The following is a 19,008-nucleotide window of genomic DNA, read 5'->3' on the forward strand; positions in this document are numbered from 1 at the left end:
TTTTTGTTGTCCGCATCACGAAATTTCGTTAACCTAAGATAGAAGTAGTCAAAAAGGAGTTGTCTTCATGCAAGAACAAGTAACGTTAGACCGTCGACTCAAACAAGTCGTCGATTTCATTCCGCACGGTAGCGTGCTCGCCGATATCGGTTCCGACCATGCCTATGTCCCGTGTTATCTCGTTCAAAATGGGATCGTCGACCGTGCGATCGCCGGTGAAGTGAATCGCGGACCGATGGAAGCGGCAGAGGCTCAAGTCGCTTTGATTGGGGCGACGGACAAAATCGACGTCCGACTCGGAGACGGGCTTGCCGTCCTAAATGAGGATGAGGCGACATGTATCTCGATTTGTGGGATGGGTGGCAGTTTGATTCGCTCGATTCTAGAAGCTGGGAAAAATAAGCTCGGAGCGGTCGAGCGACTCGTCTTGCAACCGAACGTTGATGGGGAGCATGTACGGGAATGGTTGCTTGCCTCAGGATATGTATTGATTGATGAGCAAATCGTTGAGGAGAACGATAAAGTGTATGAAATTCTTGTCGGCGAGCGTGGGAGCGAAACCCGGTACAGCCAAAACGAAGACGTACGAAAATGGCAACTGCTTTTCGGTCCTTATCTCTTAGAGCGTCGCCCCGACGCGTTTAAACTCAAATGGCGTCGTGAGGCCGACAAGTTGGACTACGTGCTCGGACAGATGCGTTCTGGCGAACAGACGGAGGCGCTCCTTGAAAAGCAACGGACGTTTACGCTACTACGTGACAAGATGAGAGAGGTGAGTGGATAATGGCAAACGGCAATCATATCATCCAACTGTTCGAATCGTTCGCCCCGAAGCACTTGGCCGTCGAAGGGGATAAGATTGGTCTTCAAATCGGTTCGCTTGATAAAGAAGTCCGAAAAGTGATGGTCACGCTCGATGTGCTCGAAACGGTCGTCGATGAGGCGATTGAGCACGAGATCGACTTGATTATCGCTCACCATCCGCCAATCTTTAGCCCGCTCGGCCAAGTGAATGACCGAAGCGCCGCCGGCCGGATCGTCATGAAATGTGTGAAGCATGACATCGCCGTGTATGTGGCCCATACGAACCTCGACGTGTGCGCCGGCGGGGTCAACGACTGGATGAGCGACGCGCTCGGCCTAATCGAGACGAGCGTCCTCATTCCAACATATGAAGAGCCCGTGTATAAGCTCGCCGTCTTCGTCCCGAAGACGCACGAAGCGGTCGTGTCTGAGGCGTTGGCAAGGGCAGGGGCCGGTCACATCGGTGACTATCGTGACTGTCAGTTCAAAGTGGACGGCATCGGCCAGTTCAAACCGCTCGACCACGCGGACCCGTATCTCGGTCAAGTCGGCAAGACGGAAACGGTCGAAGAAGTGAAGATTGAGACCATCATGACAGAAAGTCAAAAGAAACACGTCTTGCGTGCGATGAAACAAGCGCATCCGTACGAAGAAGTGGCCCACGATGTGATTCGTGACGAAATCGCTGGGCCGGTCCATGGCCTCGGCCGCATCGGACGCTTGGCGAGTCCGCTCACGCTCGAACAGTTCGCCCTCCACGTCAAATCGAGCTTCGGAGTTGAAGGTGTCCGAGTCGTCGGTGAGCCGGGCCGGATGATTGAAAAGGTCGCCGTCCTCGGCGGGGACGGAAACAAATACGTGTCGGCCGCGCACTTTAAAGGTGCGGACGCCTACGTGACCGGTGACCTTTATTTCCACGTGGCCCACGATGCGATGGCGTTCGGGCTCGCCGTCGTCGACCCAGGGCATCACGTCGAGAGCGTCATGAAACAAGGTGTCGTCGACGTGTTGCGTCAACGGTTCAATCAAGCGAAACTCGACGTTGAGTTGATCGTATCGACGACGAATACGAACCCGTTTCGTTTCCAATAATAAACAATCCCCGGCCTGTTCTAGGCCGGGGATTGTCGTCACTTGCGGAGCGCCTTCACTTTAGGAAGGATGCTTCGTAGTTCAAGGAATGGCGTTTTATCATGCGTGCTCAAGTCAGCAGGATCATATTGCGTCAAGAAGTCGATGACTTTTTTCGTGATCGGTGTCGGTGTCGAGGCACCGGAAGTGACAGCGACCGTCTCGACTCCTTCGAGCCAGGCGAGGTCGAGTTCGCTCAAGTCACCGATTCGATACGCGTTCGTCCCGGCAATCTCTTTTGAGACTTGGGCGAGCCGGTTCGAGTTGTTCGATTTCGGATCACCGACGACGATTAACAAATCGCAGTCCCCGGCCTGTTCGGCGACGGCTTCTTGACGAACTTGCGTCGCGTTGCAAATTTCGTTATGCACTTCGACGTGCGGGTAACGTTCTTGGATTTGTTCAATCAACGCCGAGACGTCCCATTGGCTCATCGTCGTCTGGTTCGTGACGAGAATGTTCGACTCGAACAAGCGGGCCGGCAACGCCTCGAGGTCATGCTCGTACTGGACGAGGTGGACTTTATCCGGGGCGACACCCATCGCGCCTTCCGGTTCCGGGTGACCGTGTTTCCCGATATAGATGACTTCATAGCCGACAGCCGTCTTCTCGCGAATCAAATCGTGTGTGACGAGCACGTCCGGACAAGAAGCGTCGACAATCGTCAACCCTTTTTCGATGGCCCGCTTGCGTACGAGCGGTGAGATTCCGTGGGCGGTGAAGACGACCGTTCCTTCATCAATCGTCTCGAGTGCTTGCATGCGGTCGTCACCATCGACTGTTTTGACGCCGAGGTCTTCGAACGCTTGTGTGACGTGGCGGTTGTGAACGATCATACCGAGTATATGGATTGGCCGTGGTAAATCTGGGTTGGCCACAGCCTCGTTGGCGAGTTTCATGGCGTCGACGACACCGTAACAGTATCCGCGCGGGCTGATCTTTTTAATTTTCATTATGCGATGAACGCTCCTTTCGCGATGCTTTCATACGTCTTAGTCTAACATTGTTTCGAAAATACGAAAAGAATTGCGTGTATTCATGCTATAATTTGAAGGTTAGAAAGGAGGGACACCGTGGAACGTTTGAAATCATTGTTAGAAGTACGTAAGTCATACTTCTTTCAAATCACGTTTATCATCTTCATCATCTTAGGGCTCGTCATCTCCTCTTTAGCGTTTTCGGCCGATCGTGTGACGGTGTCCCGTGCCGAAGAGCTGGCGAAAGATCAGTTCGATTATGCGATTGACGGCAGTATCGAAAATATGGAGACGCGGCTCGGGAAACTATACGAGGACCTCGTCTACCTTGGTGCGTATCTCGGCAACGAGCCGTGGATCGAGGAACGGATTCGCACCGGCTATTTGAATCAGCGAACGGGCTTCACCTCGATCTTCTATTATGACTTGCGAGAAGACGCGTTCACGTGGTACTCACAACGCCAAGTGCCGGCGATGACGCTGAAGTCAGACCCGAAATTCACGAACGTCATCACGTCAGGTGGTAACGAAATTTATATGAGTGACCCGATTTCCATCTCTGGAGATGTCGGGACGTATTTGTATGTCCCGGTTTTGGAAGACAATCGCCCGGTCGGTCTGTTCGGGGGCAGCATCAGCGTCCTCAACTCGGACTTGTATCGGCGTGTCTTGGAGTCGGCGAATGACAATATGATTTTGTATCTATTGAACGAGCGCGGGGAAGTCTTGTCGACGTCGTTCAACCTCGTCACCGATGCCGAGCGGCGCTTGTCGCGGTCGGTCATCGAATCGGCGAAAGACAAGGACGTACGCTCCATCATGAGCACGGACACGGACGTCTATATGTATGAACCGGACGCCCGGGTCAACGGTTGGAGCGTGCTCGCCAAACATAGCAACGATTCCGTCTATGAAGCGGTCTATGCGACGCGTTGGCAATATTTATTAATCACGCTCGTCACGTTCTTTTTAAGTATCCTCGTCGGATTGCTTCTATCTAAGACATTGACGAGCCCGCTCACAGAGCTCGTGCAGAACATTAAACGGCAACAGTCCCTCGAGCCGATTCAACTCGAACGGACCGGTTCCAAAGAAGTCCAGACGCTACTCGACACGTATAACGATTATTCGAGACGGATGGAAACGTCCCGGCGCGAGCAGTTGAGTCAGCAACAACTGTTGCTCCAACAAGAGAAGCTCGCCTCGCTCGGCCAGCTCGCCGCCGGGATTGCCCACGAGATTCGAAACCCGCTCACGCCTGTCCAAATCACGCTTCAAATGGTGAAAGAAGGGCACAGCAGTCAAGAGATGCTCGACTTGGCCTTATCGGAGCTCAACCGGGCCAATCACTTGATTACGACGATGCTCACGCTCGCGAAGCCGGACCAGTCAAAACGAGATGAAGAGTGGATTGACATGGCTGAATTTGCAGCGCGACTCGAGTTTTTACTCGATGCCGAGTGTTATAAACGGGTGACGAAATGGGAACTGATCGTCCCGAACGAGATGCCACCGTTTTATTGCTCGAACGATATGCTCGTTCAAATCATCTACAACTTGTTCAAAAACGCGGTCGAGGCCGTCGATTCAAAAGGTGCGGACGGTAGCGTCACCGTGACGATTCTTTTCACGGAACGTGACTATCGCTTTTTGATTGAGGATAACGGCGTCGGTATGACGAAAGCACAAGTCCAGGCCGTCGGTTCGGCGTTTTATACGACGAAAGATAACGGGAACGGGCTCGGCTTGTATATGATTCGGGAATACTTGAAAGCCGTGAATGGACGAATGGAAATTGAAAGTGTCGAAGGAGAAGGTACGGCCATGATGATTAAAATCCCAAGGCGGTCCGACGTATGAAGGGATTCCGACACTATTGGCTATGGCTCCCGGTCGTATGGGCGATGACGATTTTACTCATCACATCGATTCAACTACCGGAACAAAAAACGAAAGATAATGAAGTCGGTTTCGTCTTTGTGAGCGACAAGCACGAACATGCGAACAAGTTGCTCGCCGCTTTCGTCAGGACGGCCAATCAAAAAGGGTTCATTCCCGTCCCGACGACGAGTGAAGATTCCCGTGTGCTAGAAAAAGAGAAACTCGATTCTTTGATTGATCGAGGCGTCGAGGCCATCTTTGTGACGACGCTCGATGAGACGTTCATCCGACCCTCTTTGGAGCGAGCGGAACGCGAAGGAATCCCGATTATCGCCATCGACCGGATGATTGACCATGATAGCGTACTCACATCGGTCGTCTCGGACAACGTTGAAATCGGTCGGATGGCGGCGAACCATATCGTCGCGAAACATGCCGATCTGAATCGTCCGATTCGGGTCGTTGAGGTGAGGGGGACGGCCAAGGTGCGCTCAACGATTGACCGAAGCCTCGGTTTGACGGAGTACGACCGGGCTCATGACGAGCTCGAAGTCGTTGCCTCGCTCACGGGCAACTTCGACACGTTCCAAGCCGAGATTGAAATGTCACGCTGGTTAAAAGAAGACATCCCGTTCGATGCCGTCTTCTCGCACAATGATGACAATACGTTCGGCGTCGTCCGTGCCCTTGAGAGCAGAGGGTTGCTCGAGAAGACGATCGTCTCGGTCGACGGTGTGACAGAGATTTATCCGCTCATCCATAGCGGCAAGGTGGATGCGACCGTCGTCCAGTCCCCGAACGAGATGATTGAAGTCGGATTCAAAGCACTCGAACAGCATTTGAGCGGGAAAAAGATTTCCCGGCATTACTACTCATCGAGCTATTTATATGAAGGTCTCATAAAAGATTAATTGACAAATGATTAGATTCCGCTATGCTAGGAAAAGTGGAAAGAAACAGGAGGTGTATCGATTGAACAGCTTCCAACAGTTCAAATTGTTACCGTTTATCGTCGATGCCTTGACAGAAAAGCGCATCACCAAACCGACCGACATCCAAGCCCGGATCATTCCGGCTGCTATGAACGGTCGCGACATCATCGGAAAATCACAGACCGGTACAGGGAAGACGCTCGCGTTTCTCTTGCCGATTTTAGAAGCCATCAACCCGGAAGAGCAGTCGGTCCAAGCGATCGTCGTCGCGCCGACACGTGAACTTGCATGGCAAATTCATGAGGAGTTGAAATCGCTCCTCGTCAAACAACCGGAATTTATCAAAACAAGTTTGATTGTCGGTGGGACCGACCGTGAACGTCAAATCGATCGCATGAAAAACCCACCACAACTCATCATCGGGACACCAGGTCGTATCCTCGACTTGATGAAAGTCCAGGCGCTCTTCCCGCACAAAGTCACACACTTTGTCGTCGATGAGGCCGATCAAATGCTCGACATGGGCTTCTTGCCTGAGGTCGACCGCATCGCACAGGCGTTGCCGGAAAAACTTCAGACGATGGTCTTCTCGGCCACGATTCCAGAGAAGCTCGAGCCGTTCTTGAAGAAATATTTGCATGACCCGCGTTACGCGGAAGCGAGTGCGGAGCACCGTGTCGTGCCGAAAATCAAGCACCACACGATTCCAGTGCGTCACCGTGACCGTAAAGAATTGACGGTCGAAGTCGCCAAAGCGATCAATCCGTTCGTCTGTCTCGTGTTCACGAACACGAAACAAGAAGCGGACGAGCTCGAGACGACGTTCCGCGAGGCGGGACTCAACGTCGGGACGCTCCACGGAGACATGCAAGCCCGTCGCCGGAAGCAAGCAATTAAAGATATTAACGACGCGAAGTATCAATACGTCATCGCGACCGACTTGGCTGCGCGTGGTATCGATATTAAAGGTGTGTCGCACGTCATCAACTTCGGGATCCCGAAAGATCTCGACTTCTACACGCACCGTGTCGGCCGGACGGGCCGTGCCGGGGCGACGGGTGAGGCGTACACGCTGTACGAAGACCACGAGAACGGTCCAATCAACCGTCTTGAAGAGCGTGGATTCACCTTCACGCACGTCGACGTGCGCAACGGGTCACTCCAACCGATCAAGACGCGCAAACGTCGTACGACCGACCGGAAGATGAAAGTTTCGCAGACGGCCCACAGCCGCATGGCCGGGGAAATTAAAAAGGCGAAGAAGAAAGTCAAACCGGGCTACAAGAAAAAGTTCAAGTATAAGTTGAAAGAGACGGCCTCACGCGAGCATATGCAGAGTCAACGCAAAGAGCGTCGTGAAATCCGTAAGAAAAACAAACGTTAACCCGTTAGCAGAATCGACTTCTTGGAGTCGGTTCTGCTTTTTGTGTACACTGAAGAGAGAAGATAGGAAGGGAAGATGATGACATTGAAAATTGGTTCACACGTTTCGGTTTCAGGAAAGAAGATGCTTCTTGCAGGGAGTGAGGAGGCGGTCTCTTACGGGGCGACGACGATGATGGTCTACACCGGCGCGCCTCAGAATACACGTCGGAAGCCGATTGAAGATTTGAATATTGAAGCGGCACTCGCCCACATGGCCGCGCATAACATCGAGGAGATTGTCGTCCATGCACCATACATTATCAACTTGGGCAATACGACGAAACCGGAGACGTTCGAACTCGCCGTGTCGTTTCTTGCCGCCGAGATTAAGCGGGCGGAGGCGCTCCAAGTCGCACGCCACGTCGTCCTTCACCCGGGTGCTCACGTCGGGGCAGGGGAAGACATCGGGCTCGCTCGCATCATCGAAGGGTTAAACGAGGTGCTCACGGGTGATGAGACCGTCAAAATCGCGCTTGAGACGATGGCCGGAAAAGGGAGCGAACTCGGGAAAACGTTCGAAGAGCTCGCGACAATCATTGACGGCGTGACACATAACGACCGTCTCTCGGTCTGTCTCGATACGTGCCACGTCCATGATGCCGGATACGACTTAGTAAACGACCTCGATGGCGTCATCGATCAATTCGATCGGATTGTCGGTCTCGAGCGTCTCGGCGTCATTCATGTGAATGATTCGAAGAACGTGCGCGGGGCGAAGAAAGACCGACACGAAAACATCGGCTACGGGGAGATCGGCTTTGATACGTTGAACCGCATCATCCATCATGAAGCGTTCGCGCACCTTCCGAAAATTTTGGAGACGCCTTATATCCCGATTAATGACAAGACGAAAGTCGCACCATACAAGCAAGAGATTGCGATGTTCCGCGCATCTGAATTCGATGCGGAGTGGCGGGAGCGGTTCACGCTCGCGCATCAATAACCGATGAATCGGCTTCGAATCGACCCAGGCGCGTTTGACGCCTGGTCCGCGCTGCCGGTCTATTTTCAAGAGCAGAGTCCATTCTATGTCGAAGGCGATGTCGCGACCCCGACCGCGTTTATCGAACTCATCGGTCACGGCATCGTTGCCGAGGCGGAGGTGCTGCTCGTCGAGACGACGCAGCGGCCCGACGACCGCTATTGGCTTGAACCGTCCGTTGCGACTGGGGTGTACAGCCTTGTCGACTTGCTCGCCCTCGATTTTCATCATCCATTACTTCGGCTCGGCACGTATGACGAGGCGACGGATTATGACACGTTGAAGCGCCTTTGGGACGAGGGGTATCGTGTCCCGTCGAGACGGTGGAGCCGTTCTGCGTATGAGGCACATCTCGCCCGCGAACGACAATTTGAGCATCGGGTGTCACCGACGACCGTATGCGCCTATTGTGCCTTGGATTTATCAGACTTTTACGGGCCGCTCGCCAATCGATTGATGGAATACCACATCGATGCCGACGAGGAGATGTGGGTCTGCCCGACATGCCATAAAGTGTTACACTACAAATGAAAAGGAACGATATCCACACGGACATCGTTCCTTTTTGTTAAAATGGCCAGTTGGCGACCGCGAACTGATACACTTTCATGCCGAGAAACACGCCGAAGATCCCGATGACCCCTGGGAGAACCGGTGGGGCCGGGAGCGGTAATTTCAAGGCCGTGAAAATCATGCCACAAATAAGGCCGGCGAGTAACGATAATAGGATTTCTTGCATCGTGATTCCTCCGTATAATGAAATGAAAACGTTTTATTGATATTAACCGAGTTCATTATACACCGTTCTTTTCGCTTTGAGAAGTCTAACATCAGTCATCTGTCATTTTTTCGTTCTCCGCTTTCAAACGAAGGACTTCACGTTCGGCCCAATTCGACGGCTCCCGTTCGAACACGCTCGGGATGTTGTTCCATCGCCCCCCCGTGTACTGGTGGATGATGATTTGGGACTGGATGCGTTCTTGACCTGGCTCCTGTTTGATATAGATATAACTGCCGTCGGCGCGTTGGCTCCGGGCTTTGACGTTATCGACGAGTTGGAGCGCCAGCATATCTTTGATGTACGATTTATGGCCTGAGTCAAGAATCGGGAATAAAATCTCGATGCGCTTCTTCATGTTGCGCGTCATCCAATCTGCCGATGAGCAGTAGAGATCTTCTTTCCCGTTCTGATAAAAATAGAAGATGCGAGAATGTTCAAGGTAGCGGTCGATGATGGAGATGACCCGGATATTCTCGGAGATGCCTTTGATACCGGGACGAAGGCAGCAAATCCCGCGGATGATCAAGTCAATCTTCACACCGGCTTGCGAGGCATCATAAAGCTTCATGATGATCGCCTTGTCTGTGATCGAGTTCATCTTAGCGACGATACGTCCGTTCCCATACTTCTCATGTAGTTTGATCTCATCCTCGATTTTCTGTAAAAAGAAATCGAGCATATCATCTGGGGACGTCTCGAACTTGTGCCATGATGGGCGTTCTCCGTATCCAGATAGCCAGTTGAAGAAGTTCGTCGCGTCCTCGGCGAGCTCTTCGTTCGTCGTCAATAAGCCGATGTCGGTGTAGAGTTTCGCCGTCGAATCGTTATAGTTGCCGGTACCGAGGTGGACGAACCGTTGCAAGACCCCACCTTCAAGAATGCGGACGACGAGCGTGATCTTCGAGTGTGTCTTCAACTCTTTATAGCCATAGATGACGTGGGCCCCCGCTTTCTCGAGCTGTTTTGCCCATTGGATGTTCTTCTCCTCATCGAACCGGGCCTTGAGTTCGACGAGGACGGTCACCTGCTTCCCGCTCTCGGCCGCATCGGTCAACGCCTTGATGATGGGCGAGTCGCCGGAGACGCGATAGAGCGTCTGTTTGATGGCCAAGACGTTCGGATCTTTCGCGGCCTGGGCGATGAAACGGACGACCGGGTCGAACGAATGATACGGATGATGCAGCAAATAGTCTTGTTTCAACAGGCTTTGGAACAAGTCTTTGCCGGACTCAAGCCCTTCTGGGATGAACGGAATCAACGTCTCGTTAATCATGTCGTCATATTCGGTCCCGATTTTATTGTAGACGCCGAACAAGAACGTCATATCGATTGGACCGTCTACGATGAAGATATCGCGGTCGTGTAAATCGAGCACATCCTGAAGCATGAACAACAGCTCTTTACTGAGCGAGCGCTGTTGCACTTCAAGTCGGATCGCGACCCCATACCGGCGCTTCTTTAGCTCTTTCTCGATTTGTTTAAGTACGTCACGACTGCCTTCTTCGTGGAACGGCATATCGGCGTTCCGCGTGATTCGAAACGGCATCGTCGATTCGACCTCATAGCCTTTAAACAGCGAATCGACAAATTGGATGATGATATCCTCGAGCAAGATGAGGTCGGCATGGTCTTCGTCTTCGGTCGGTAGTTCGAGATAGCGTGGCAAGACGGCCGGCACTTGGACGAGGGCGAGCCGTTTCTTGCCCTCCTCTTTAGACGCGATCTCGACGGCGATGTTGAGTGATTTCGACAGCAGCATCGGGAACGGACGATACGCATCGACGGCAATCGGGGTGAGGACCGGGAAGACGTGGGTCCGGAAATATTGTTTGATGAAATCGAGTTGTGTCTTGTTCAAATGTTTTGGGCGCAAGAAACGGACGTCCTCGCTCGCGAGTTGTTTCGTCACTTTCTTGTACGTCGCATATTGTAGTTCGACGAGTTCCTGCGCTTTAATCGAAATCGCCTTAATCTGCTGCTTCGGTGTCAGTCCAGCCTTGTCTTCCGGTCGGTTGAAACCGGCGAGCACTTCGTCCTTCAAACCGCCGAATCGCACCATATAAAACTCATCGAGGTTCGACGAGAAGATGCCGAGAAACTTGAGCCGCTCCATGAGCGGGTTGCGGTCATCAATTGCTTCTTGGAGCACGCGTTCGTTGAAGCTGAGCCAACTCAGCTCACGGTTGTTGAAATGTTCAGGTGTATAAATGGTCATGATGTCCCTCTCTCTTCTACACGTAGTTCGATGGCCTGGTCGATGGCGCGTTCGAGGTGTTTCTTATGTCGAACCCCGCGTTGCAGTTCAAAGCGGGCGGTGTCAGTCGTTTGTAAGTGGAAGACGAGCCCGTCCTCATTTGTCGAGACATCGAGATGGTCGATGATTTGCCGCTCCGTCAAGTCGAGGGCGTCGACGAGTTTGACGATTGAGCCGAGCAGTTCAAGGCTTTTCAACATCTTCGAATCAAACCATTCGGGAAAGCCTTCGATATGTTGGTCGAGCAGTCGTCGCGATTTGTACGACGAGACGAGGGCGAGGGCGAGACGGTCCTCGTTATTGAGCCCTTTGAAGTCGTTCGTTGTAATCAAATGGAACGTATGGTCGCTCTTGTTGTTGTGGTCGATGTATTCACCGACGTAGGCAAGGCGGCAAGCGCCTTCTAATAGTCCAGGCTCATACGGTTTCGGTTTGATTGCTTTCGTCTCAATCAATCCGGTATAGATTTGGCGGGCCAGATGGATAAGGTGGCGGTGACGCTCCGGATTGACGTCATATTGTTGCTCGAAATGCCGGAAGCTTTCCTCTTTCACATCGGCAAACCGGACCTCATCGTTCGCCTTCAAATAATATTCGTAGAACAGGCCTTCGCGGAGACCGTTATTGCTCATCGTGAACTCGGGTACTTTCAAATAGCGGGCGAGTTCACCGATTGCCGTCACGGCCGGGGCGATGATATCGACCCGGTCTTTCGATAGGCCATCGAGTCGTCCGAGTTGCTTACTCGATTGGCCGACGAGTTCATCGACGACTTCCTCGAGCCGATCGGCATCGATCGTGTACTGATGAATCCCTTCAAGCGGAAAGTGAGACAGCGATTGTTCGACCCGGACCAAGTTTCGCGCCGTCCCGCCGACACCGACGAGCGGGACGCCGTGCGGTTCGAGCCAGTCGAGGTCTTTGAATGATTTTTTCAAGAAAGAGATGAGTTGCTTCCGCTCCTCTTTCGTCATCACTTCACCTTTCATGAAGTCGTTCGTGAGCGTAACGGCACCGAACGGGAAACTGTGATAGAAGACGAGCTCCCGGTCTTTGAAGTATGTCACTTCCATCGAACCGCCCCCGATGTCGACCGAGTACCCGTCCTCGATATACGTCGAGTTGACGATGGCCGAATAGCCGTAGAACGCCTCCTCATAATCGCTCAACAACCGAATCTCCATTCCGGTCGCTTGACGGACTTCGGCTAAAATCGCATCGGAGTTACTTGCGTTTCGAATCGCGGCAGTTGCCACAGGTAGCGTCTCCAAAACATCGTGGTGGTCATTCAAGCTGATAAAATGTTGTAACGTCTCAATCAATGAGCTAATTCCTTCAGCGGAAAGTTCATTGTCTTCGGTGATGTGGCTCGAGAGGCGAGCGACTTCCTTCACGTTCAGACGTTCAAAATACTGACCGTGACCGTTCACCTCAAAGATGACGTTTCGAATCGAGTTCGACCCAATGTCAATGACTGCTAATTTTTTTTCCACGGTGCATCCCCCTCTTTGCGTTACTTTCAGTTTACACCGAATTGATTGTAAACTCATCTTGATTTCAATAGGACGGACCCGTATCGTTCTACGTTATTTTTCTCAAACTTGAAGCAATCCGAAATGTTCTGTATAATACAGACGCCAAGAAGTAGAAATGATTACGATTTAATTAATGAGAGAAGGTTAACGATTATGACGACATCTGTCGTGAAACTAAATCACGTGTCCTATTACTATGATGGCACGGCCGCGCTCCGAGACGTTTCCATCGAGATTGAGCAAGGGGACTTCGTTGCCATCGTCGGCGAGAATGGGTCGGGTAAATCGACGCTCATCCGGTCGATCTTAGGATTGTTGACGCCCCAAAGCGGTTCGGTCGAACTGTTCGGCCGGCCCCAATCCCAGTTTAAAGATAAGTCCCGTATCAGTTACGTTTCCCAAAAAGCAGCCTCTTTTAACTCGGGCTTTCCGGTGACGGTCGAAGAAGTTGTCGCCATGGGGCGGTATGGGAGAATCGGCCTGTTTAAACGATTGAATATGGAAGATCAGGCCGCGATTCAAAACGCTCTCGAGACCGTCAATATGTGGCAATATCGAGACCGTAAAATCGGGAGTCTGTCGGGTGGTCAACAACAGCGTGTGTTCATCGCCCGTGCTATTGTCAATCAACCGGATTTGTTGATTCTCGATGAGCCGACGGTCGGTGTCGACCAAAAACATTTGCGCGATTTTTACGAGGTGCTTCACTTGTTGCGTGAGCATACGTCGTGCACGTTCATCCTCGTCACCCATGATTTGAACGTCGTGACCGATCTCGTCACGAAAGTCGTCCATCTCGATCGGGGCCGGCTGGCGTGTAACTGTGGTTTGAAAGAATATAGCGAACTGAGTGAGTTGACGGCCATCAAGCCGTATCCCGTCAAATTGCTCGTTCATGAAGGTTCCTCATGATCTCGGATTTACTCACGTATGGGTTTTTACGTTATGCGTTCATCGCGGCAGTCGTCATCGGGTTTACGGCCCCGCTCATCGGCTCGTTTGTCGTCGTTCGGCGGATGAGCTTGATTGCTGATGCTTTGTCGCACGTGACGCTCGCTGGGATTTCCTTCAGTCTGTTCCTCGGGCAATACGTGTTATTGTTCTCGGACTTGAATCCGCTCTATCTTGGGACGCTCGTCTCGGTGCTGGCGGCACTCGGGCTCGATTGGCTCCGTAACAAATACGTCCACTTCCAGGAGCTGTCCATCCCGATCATGATGTCGGCTGGGATGGGGTTGAGCGCGATTTTCATCTCGCTCTCTCGCGGCTTTTCGGTCGATTTGTCGACGCTGTTGTTCGGCTCGATTTCGGCGGTCAGTCCGTCTGACATCGTCTTGATTGTCGGTGTGGCGGTCATCACGGTCGTCGTCATCACCGTGTTTTATAAACAACTGTTGTTCTTATCGTTCGATGAGGAGCAGGCGAAAGTGTCGGGATTGCCGAGCACGCTGTTGCATCTCGTGTTCATGTTCGTCGTCGCCCTCGTCATCGCGGTCAGTATGCGAATCGTCGGGACGTTGCTCGTCTCGAGCTTGATCACGCTTCCGGTTGCGGCTGCGCTCCGGTTCACGAAGAGTTTCAAACAGACGATTGTATGGGCCATCATCTTCGGTGAAGTGGCCACAATCGGAGGGCTCGTCCTCGCCTATGAACTTGATGTGGCACCCGGTGGCGTGATTGTCCTTTTGGCCGTGGGTATTTTAGCTGTCGTCATGGGACTTGAAAAGATTGGGTCGTTGCGGAAGAAGGAGGCTACGTATGAATGAGACAGAACAACTGAATCGATTGCAATCCTCATCGTTGAAAGTGACGCCGAAGCGGGTTGAGATGTATGCGTACTTGGCTCAGGAGGAACGTTACGTCAGCGCCAAAGACGTGTTGGACTATATGCGCGCGAAGCACCCGACGATGAGTTTTGACACGGTATATCGCAACTTGAAGTCGTTCGCCGAAGAAGGGCTTCTTGAGGCGACTGAATTAAGCGGAGAGAAGGCGTTTCGAGTCACATGTAGCGCCGGGCATCACCATCACCATTTGATTTGCCGTGGGTGCGGCAAGACGAAACTGCTCGACCTCTGTCCGATGCGTTACGTCGAGGCGCTCGACCCGGACTTCGAAGTGATTGATCATAAGTTCGAGATTTATGGGTATTGTAAACAGTGTAAGGCCTTAAAGGATTGACGACGTCAATCCTTTTTTTGCTACATCGTGAAGGGGGAGCGAGAGATGATTTATACGGCAAACGAGATTAAACGAGCGGATGCGACCGCCAAGCAGCAAGGTATGCCTGAGACCGTGTTGATGGAGCGCGCGGCTTCAGCCGTGGCGCATCGACTTCAGCTTCCGGATGAGGCGTCTGTGCTCGTCGTATGCGGGACTGGAAACAACGGCGGCGACGGTTGGGTGGTGGCTCGTGAACTGGCACAGCGCGGACATGACGTCTTCGTCTGGTCGCCTCTTGGTGCGCCGAAAACAGACGCTACCTCGATGCATGCGGCATACGCCGAGCAGTACGTCACAATCGTTGACACGCCGCCATCGACCGACTGGATTGTGGACGCTTTATATGGGATTGGGTTGAGCGGCGCTGTTACTGGAAAGGGTCGCGACGTCATTTCGTGGCTGATGAGCCAACCTGCAAACATCGTCTCGATCGATGTGCCGTCCGGTGTCCCAAGTGACACCGCACACGATTTCGATGGCCACGCCGTAACCGCGACGATGACGTACACGTTGCATGGGTTCAAGCGTTCGGCTTTCTTGCCGAAGACGGCACCGTATTACGGGGAAGTGGAGCGGGTCGATATCGGTTTGCCGCATACGTCAAGTTGGCGCGTCTTGACCGAAGCCGACTTTGATGACAGTCTGTTGACGCGGGAACGGTTCAGCCATAAGACGACGTATGGGCGCGGACTATTGATTGGCGGAAGCGAGCATTTGATTGGCGCGCCGTTTTTAGCGGGAAGGGCGGCACTGCGAACCGGAATCGGTTTGCTCGAGATGATTGTGCCAGAGCAGGCATCACCGCTTAAGGCCGGTCTTCCGGAAGCGATGTATTCGAGCGCAGACGCCATCGCAAATAAAGACGTGGACGCGATTGCGATTGGTCCTGGCATGGTAGAGGGCGAAACGCTCGTTCGTATATGGGAATCCGTTCGTAAAAAAACGATGCCTTTAGTCGTGGACGCTGGCGCGCTATCACACGCACATCTCGACGCTGCCGGAACTTTGATTCTGACCCCGCACCCTGGAGAGCTCGCGCGGATGACGGGGCAGACGGTCGAGGAGATTGAGGCGGACCGTTTCGGAGTGGCACGTGCGTTCGCGATGCGACACGGTGTCCACTTGATTTTAAAAGGGACGCACACCCTCATCGTCACACCTGAAGGGACGGGCGCCGTCAATACGGTCGAAGCGTCGGCCCTCGCCAAAGGTGGGAGCGGGGACGTCCTGACAGGGATGCTCCTTGCCATGTGGGCCAGGTGCCGACGCATCGAGACTCCACACAATCCGAATGAGCAAGCGGTGCTCTGGCATGCCCTCGCAGCGAAAAAAATGAGTGAATCGATGCATCCGGCGAGCGTGCTCGCGAGCGATGTCGTCGAGGCGATTGGGCGCATACAAAAAGAGGAATCTTGAGATTCCTCTTTTTTAGCGGGTGGAGATGGAACGGTTCGCCTCGAAACGGTTCACATAGTGGAGCGCTTCTTTCCAAGAGGCAATCCGTTTCACGCCATGCGGCAACGGTTTTCGATTATACGGCGCATCGAACAACAGCACCGGAATCTCGGTCTGCTCATGAATCGAGATGGCGTTCTCGTACCGGTCTTCCATGAAGAGGTCGAGCGACAGATCTTGGACGACCCCGACCTTGTCGTGACTACCTGTCATGATCAGTGAATCGAGCGGCAGCGCCTGCTGTTTAATCCAGTCCTCGGTCACAGAGCGGACGGCCTCGCTTCGCGCCGTCACGTAGTGGAGGCGATGCGTCTTTCGCATATGCCATAAAACGTCACTCACTTCCGTATGCGGCAGCGAGCGGCGATAAATTTCTTCTTCGTGCCCGTGTTCAATCATGAACTTCCAAAAATCATGTTGCGTCATCGTCGTATACGTGTGCAACTCATATTCGGTCGCGCGTTGATAATCAATCGTGTAACCGAGCGCGTCGTTCATGTAGTGAAAACAACTTTGCGGGTCCGTGACGGTCCCGTCGAGGTCGATTCCGATATGCATGTTGATCCCTCCTTGTTCACAGAGTCTATTTTAACAAAAACCCGCTCGGTTGCAACCGAGCGGGAGACAGGTTATTTCGATTGATTGGCGAGTTCTTGTTCTTCGAGTTCACGTGCGGCGAGTTTTTCGGCGACGATGGCATCGATTTCTTTTTTCAACTCTTCGACCATGGTCGCTTCCGGCACTTTCCGGATGATCTTCCCATGACGGAAGAGGAGTCCTTCGTTGCGGGCACCGGCGATACCGATATCGGCTTCACGAGCTTCCCCTGGGCCGTTGACCGCGCAACCGAGTACGGCGACTTTGATGTTGACGTTAATGTTTTGAATGTATTCTTCGACCTCTTTGGCGATTGAAATCAAGTCGATCTCAATCCGGCCGCACGTCGGGCACGAGATGAGTGTCGCGGCGTTCGCAGCGAGTCCGAACGACTTGAGCACTTCTTTCGCGACTTTCACTTCTTCGACCGGGTCGTCTGAAAGTGAGACGCGCACCGTCGAACCGATTCCGAGTGAGAGAATCGCACCTAAACCGGCGGCTGACTTGAGTGAGCCGGAGAAGAGCGGGCCCGACTCGGTAATCCCGACGTGGAGCGGATAGTCAAACGTCTTCGCCGCGAGCGTGTACGCCTCGAGCGCGAGGTTCACGTCTGACGCTTTGAGCGAGATAATCGTGTTATAGAAACCGAGGTCTTCGAGGATCTTCACGTGGTGCATCGCACTCTCGACCATCCCTTGGGCCGTCGGATAACCATATTTCTCCAGGAACTGCTTCTCGAGCGAGCCGGCGTTGACACCGATTCGAATCGGGATGCCTTTCGCTTTCGCCGCGTTGACGACGGCCTCGACTTTTTCACGGCGCCCGATGTTACCCGGGTTGATGCGGATCTTGTCGACACCACTTTCAATCGCTTTCAGTGCCAACTTGTAATCGAAGTGGATATCGACGACGAGCGGGATGTTGATGCGGCTCTTGATTTCGGCCAACGCATCTGCGGCCCGTTCATCCGGACATGCGACGCGGACGACTTGGCATCCGGCCTCTTCGAGACGTAAAATCTCGGCTACGGTCGCCTCGACGTCATGTGTTTTCGTCGTCGTCATCGATTGAATGATGACTTCATCTGATCCCCCGATGATGAGGTTGCCGACACGAATCGGACGAGTTAGTGAACGGTGTAGTATTTCTGACATATACATGATCTCCTTCTTTTGGAAAGGTTCCAATCGATATAAGATGATAGGTTTCCTATTTATCATAACGAAATGTTTATGAAAAAGCACCCAGCAAGCGTTCATGAGATGTGCTCTTTACAAAAGCTAACGTTATCTTAACAGATGCTTCATAATTTTCCACCGTCTTAAGACCGATATAGTAACCGAACCAGCAAGATGGAAAGGTGTGAATCGGATTGCAGTGGATAAGAAGTTGGAGAAAGCCGATATGGAAAATCGAGCGCAAGTTGCAGTGGATGCTCATGCCGAGCGTCATCCTATTATTTCTTATAACGTTCGCATGGTTTGCGTTCGAGGCAGAGAAACAGCTCTCGCTAGAGATCGAGAAACGGTTGAACCGAGAGGCGACGGTCGTCCGGGAATCCGTGAAAGTGACGTATGGAGCCTATGTGGCGAATAAGCAAGCGCTTGAGCGTTCGCTAAAATCGACTTATATGCAACAAGCCTCTCTCTTATCCGCGGACGGACTCGAGGCGAGTCAATATCTCGTTCGGGAAGGAGACCTGGCTCTATTGACAGGAAAGCCACTTCGAACGCTTGACACTGAAACGGTGCCAGACGGTGACACGAACCCTCGCTTCATCGAGAGCGCGGACACATTTATTTCGGTCATTGCCATCCCAGAACTACGAGCGGATTATCTCCTCGTTGTTTCGAAAGAATCCGTGCTCGGTGCGATGTGGGCGCTCCGAAAACAGATCATCTTGACACTCCCACAGCTAAAGCAGTGGGATTCTGAAGTGCTCGTGCGAGCGCAGTCCATTTCTGTTTTGCTCAAGCCTTCAGATGAGGGTGTGCCATCACCCCTCCTGAGACAGACCATATAGGTTCTCAG

18 protein-coding genes are annotated in these 19,008 nt (G+C 52.7%); 12 read left to right on the forward strand and 6 right to left on the reverse strand.

Features of this window, described 5'->3' with window-relative positions; genetic code table 11:
- Positions 1 to 67 precede the first annotated feature (67 nt).
- Both KNP76_RS08260 and KNP76_RS08265 read left to right on the forward strand, forming a co-directional pair.
- Positions 68 to 784 carry a tRNA (adenine(22)-N(1))-methyltransferase gene (locus KNP76_RS08260; protein WP_034814856.1) on the forward strand — a complete coding sequence of 239 codons (717 nt, stop codon included), beginning with the start codon at positions 68 to 70 and terminating at the stop codon, positions 782 to 784.
- Positions 784 to 1,896 (forward strand): Nif3-like dinuclear metal center hexameric protein, encoded by a 1,113-nt coding sequence (locus KNP76_RS08265; RefSeq protein WP_214844061.1) that lies wholly within the window; start codon positions 784 to 786, stop codon positions 1,894 to 1,896. Before KNP76_RS08260 ends, KNP76_RS08265 begins: the two co-directional genes overlap by 1 nt.
- Before the next feature lie 38 nt (positions 1,897 to 1,934).
- Here the strand turns inward: KNP76_RS08265 and KNP76_RS08270 are convergent, their stop codons facing one another.
- Positions 1,935 to 2,888, reverse strand: a complete 954-nt coding sequence (locus KNP76_RS08270; protein ID WP_034809456.1) for a 4-hydroxy-3-methylbut-2-enyl diphosphate reductase — start codon at positions 2,886 to 2,888, stop codon at positions 1,935 to 1,937.
- 120 nt (positions 2,889 to 3,008) lie between these two features.
- On the opposite strand from KNP76_RS08270, the gene KNP76_RS08275 reads away from it, so the two are divergent.
- The 5 genes from KNP76_RS08275 (at position 3,009) to KNP76_RS08295 (ending at position 8,663) form a co-directional block, all read left to right on the forward strand.
- A complete protein-coding gene (locus tag KNP76_RS08275) occupies positions 3,009 to 4,772 on the forward strand; it encodes a sensor histidine kinase (RefSeq protein WP_214844063.1) in 1,764 nt (587 codons plus the stop codon).
- Positions 4,769 to 5,704: a sugar ABC transporter substrate-binding protein gene (locus KNP76_RS08280; protein WP_034809462.1), complete on the forward strand. Its 936-nt coding sequence runs from the start codon at positions 4,769 to 4,771 to the stop codon at positions 5,702 to 5,704. Before KNP76_RS08275 ends, KNP76_RS08280 begins: the two co-directional genes overlap by 4 nt.
- A 61-nt stretch (positions 5,705 to 5,765) precedes the next feature.
- The gene (locus KNP76_RS08285; protein WP_034809465.1) at positions 5,766 to 7,109 is read left to right on the forward strand and encodes a DEAD/DEAH box helicase; all 1,344 of its coding nucleotides are present in this window, start codon (positions 5,766 to 5,768) and stop codon (positions 7,107 to 7,109) included.
- Between the two features lie 78 nt (positions 7,110 to 7,187).
- Positions 7,188 to 8,093: a deoxyribonuclease IV gene (locus KNP76_RS08290; protein WP_034809468.1), complete on the forward strand. Its 906-nt coding sequence runs from the start codon at positions 7,188 to 7,190 to the stop codon at positions 8,091 to 8,093.
- Positions 8,094 to 8,096: 3 nt separating this feature from the next.
- Positions 8,097 to 8,663 (forward strand): hypothetical protein, encoded by a 567-nt coding sequence (locus KNP76_RS08295; RefSeq protein WP_214844065.1) that lies wholly within the window; start codon positions 8,097 to 8,099, stop codon positions 8,661 to 8,663.
- Between the two features lie 37 nt (positions 8,664 to 8,700).
- Here KNP76_RS08295 and KNP76_RS08300 read toward each other — a convergent pair whose 3' ends face one another.
- The 3 genes from KNP76_RS08300 to KNP76_RS08310 all read right to left on the reverse strand — a co-directional run bounded on the left by KNP76_RS08300 (position 8,701) and on the right by KNP76_RS08310 (position 12,660).
- Complete coding sequence (locus KNP76_RS08300; RefSeq protein WP_034809473.1) at positions 8,701 to 8,871, reverse strand: DUF1427 family protein; 171 nt, start codon at positions 8,869 to 8,871, stop codon at positions 8,701 to 8,703.
- 91 nt (positions 8,872 to 8,962) lie between these two features.
- A complete protein-coding gene (locus tag KNP76_RS08305; RefSeq protein WP_214844067.1) occupies positions 8,963 to 11,128 on the reverse strand; it encodes an RNA degradosome polyphosphate kinase in 2,166 nt (721 codons plus the stop codon).
- Positions 11,125 to 12,660, reverse strand: coding sequence for a Ppx/GppA phosphatase family protein (locus KNP76_RS08310; protein WP_214844075.1), 1,536 nt, complete (start codon positions 12,658 to 12,660; stop codon positions 11,125 to 11,127). The genes KNP76_RS08305 and KNP76_RS08310 overlap by 4 nt, the downstream gene beginning before the upstream one ends.
- Positions 12,661 to 12,855: 195 nt before the next feature.
- Between KNP76_RS08310 and KNP76_RS08315 the strand changes: the two genes are divergently transcribed.
- From KNP76_RS08315 to KNP76_RS08330, 4 genes are read left to right on the forward strand one after another with little or no spacing between them, the layout of a single operon-like run.
- Entirely contained in the window at positions 12,856 to 13,614 is a 759-nt protein-coding gene (locus tag KNP76_RS08315) for a metal ABC transporter ATP-binding protein (RefSeq protein ID WP_051622732.1), read from the forward strand.
- Entirely contained in the window at positions 13,611 to 14,468 is an 858-nt protein-coding gene (locus KNP76_RS08320; RefSeq protein WP_034809480.1) for a metal ABC transporter permease, read from the forward strand. Before KNP76_RS08315 ends, KNP76_RS08320 begins: the two co-directional genes overlap by 4 nt.
- Positions 14,461 to 14,883 carry a Fur family transcriptional regulator gene (locus KNP76_RS08325; RefSeq protein ID WP_211779285.1) on the forward strand — a complete coding sequence of 141 codons (423 nt, stop codon included), beginning with the start codon at positions 14,461 to 14,463 and terminating at the stop codon, positions 14,881 to 14,883. The genes KNP76_RS08320 and KNP76_RS08325 overlap by 8 nt, the downstream gene beginning before the upstream one ends.
- A gap of 45 nt (positions 14,884 to 14,928) precedes the next feature.
- The gene (locus KNP76_RS08330) at positions 14,929 to 16,341 is read left to right on the forward strand and encodes an NAD(P)H-hydrate dehydratase (RefSeq protein ID WP_214844077.1); all 1,413 of its coding nucleotides are present in this window, start codon (positions 14,929 to 14,931) and stop codon (positions 16,339 to 16,341) included.
- A 12-nt stretch (positions 16,342 to 16,353) separates the two neighbouring features.
- On the opposite strand, the gene KNP76_RS08335 is transcribed toward KNP76_RS08330, so the two are convergent.
- Together KNP76_RS08335 and ispG are read right to left on the reverse strand one after the other, a co-directional pair.
- The gene (locus tag KNP76_RS08335; protein ID WP_235193393.1) at positions 16,354 to 16,938 is read right to left on the reverse strand and encodes a hypothetical protein; all 585 of its coding nucleotides are present in this window, start codon (positions 16,936 to 16,938) and stop codon (positions 16,354 to 16,356) included.
- Between the two features lie 71 nt (positions 16,939 to 17,009).
- Positions 17,010 to 18,131 (reverse strand): flavodoxin-dependent (E)-4-hydroxy-3-methylbut-2-enyl-diphosphate synthase, encoded by a 1,122-nt coding sequence (gene ispG / locus KNP76_RS08340; RefSeq protein ID WP_034805838.1) that lies wholly within the window; start codon positions 18,129 to 18,131, stop codon positions 17,010 to 17,012.
- A 218-nt stretch (positions 18,132 to 18,349) separates the two neighbouring features.
- Between ispG and KNP76_RS08345 the strand changes: the two genes are divergently transcribed.
- On the forward strand, positions 18,350 to 19,000 hold the full coding sequence (locus KNP76_RS08345) for a hypothetical protein (RefSeq protein ID WP_214844079.1): 651 nt from the start codon (positions 18,350 to 18,352) through the stop codon (positions 18,998 to 19,000).
- Positions 19,001 to 19,008: the final 8 nt, after the last annotated feature.

Origin of the sequence: Exiguobacterium sp. s150 (genome assembly GCF_018618435.1) — a bacterium.
GTDB classification, from domain to species: Bacteria; Bacillota; Bacilli; order Exiguobacteriales; family Exiguobacteriaceae; genus Exiguobacterium; species Exiguobacterium alkaliphilum.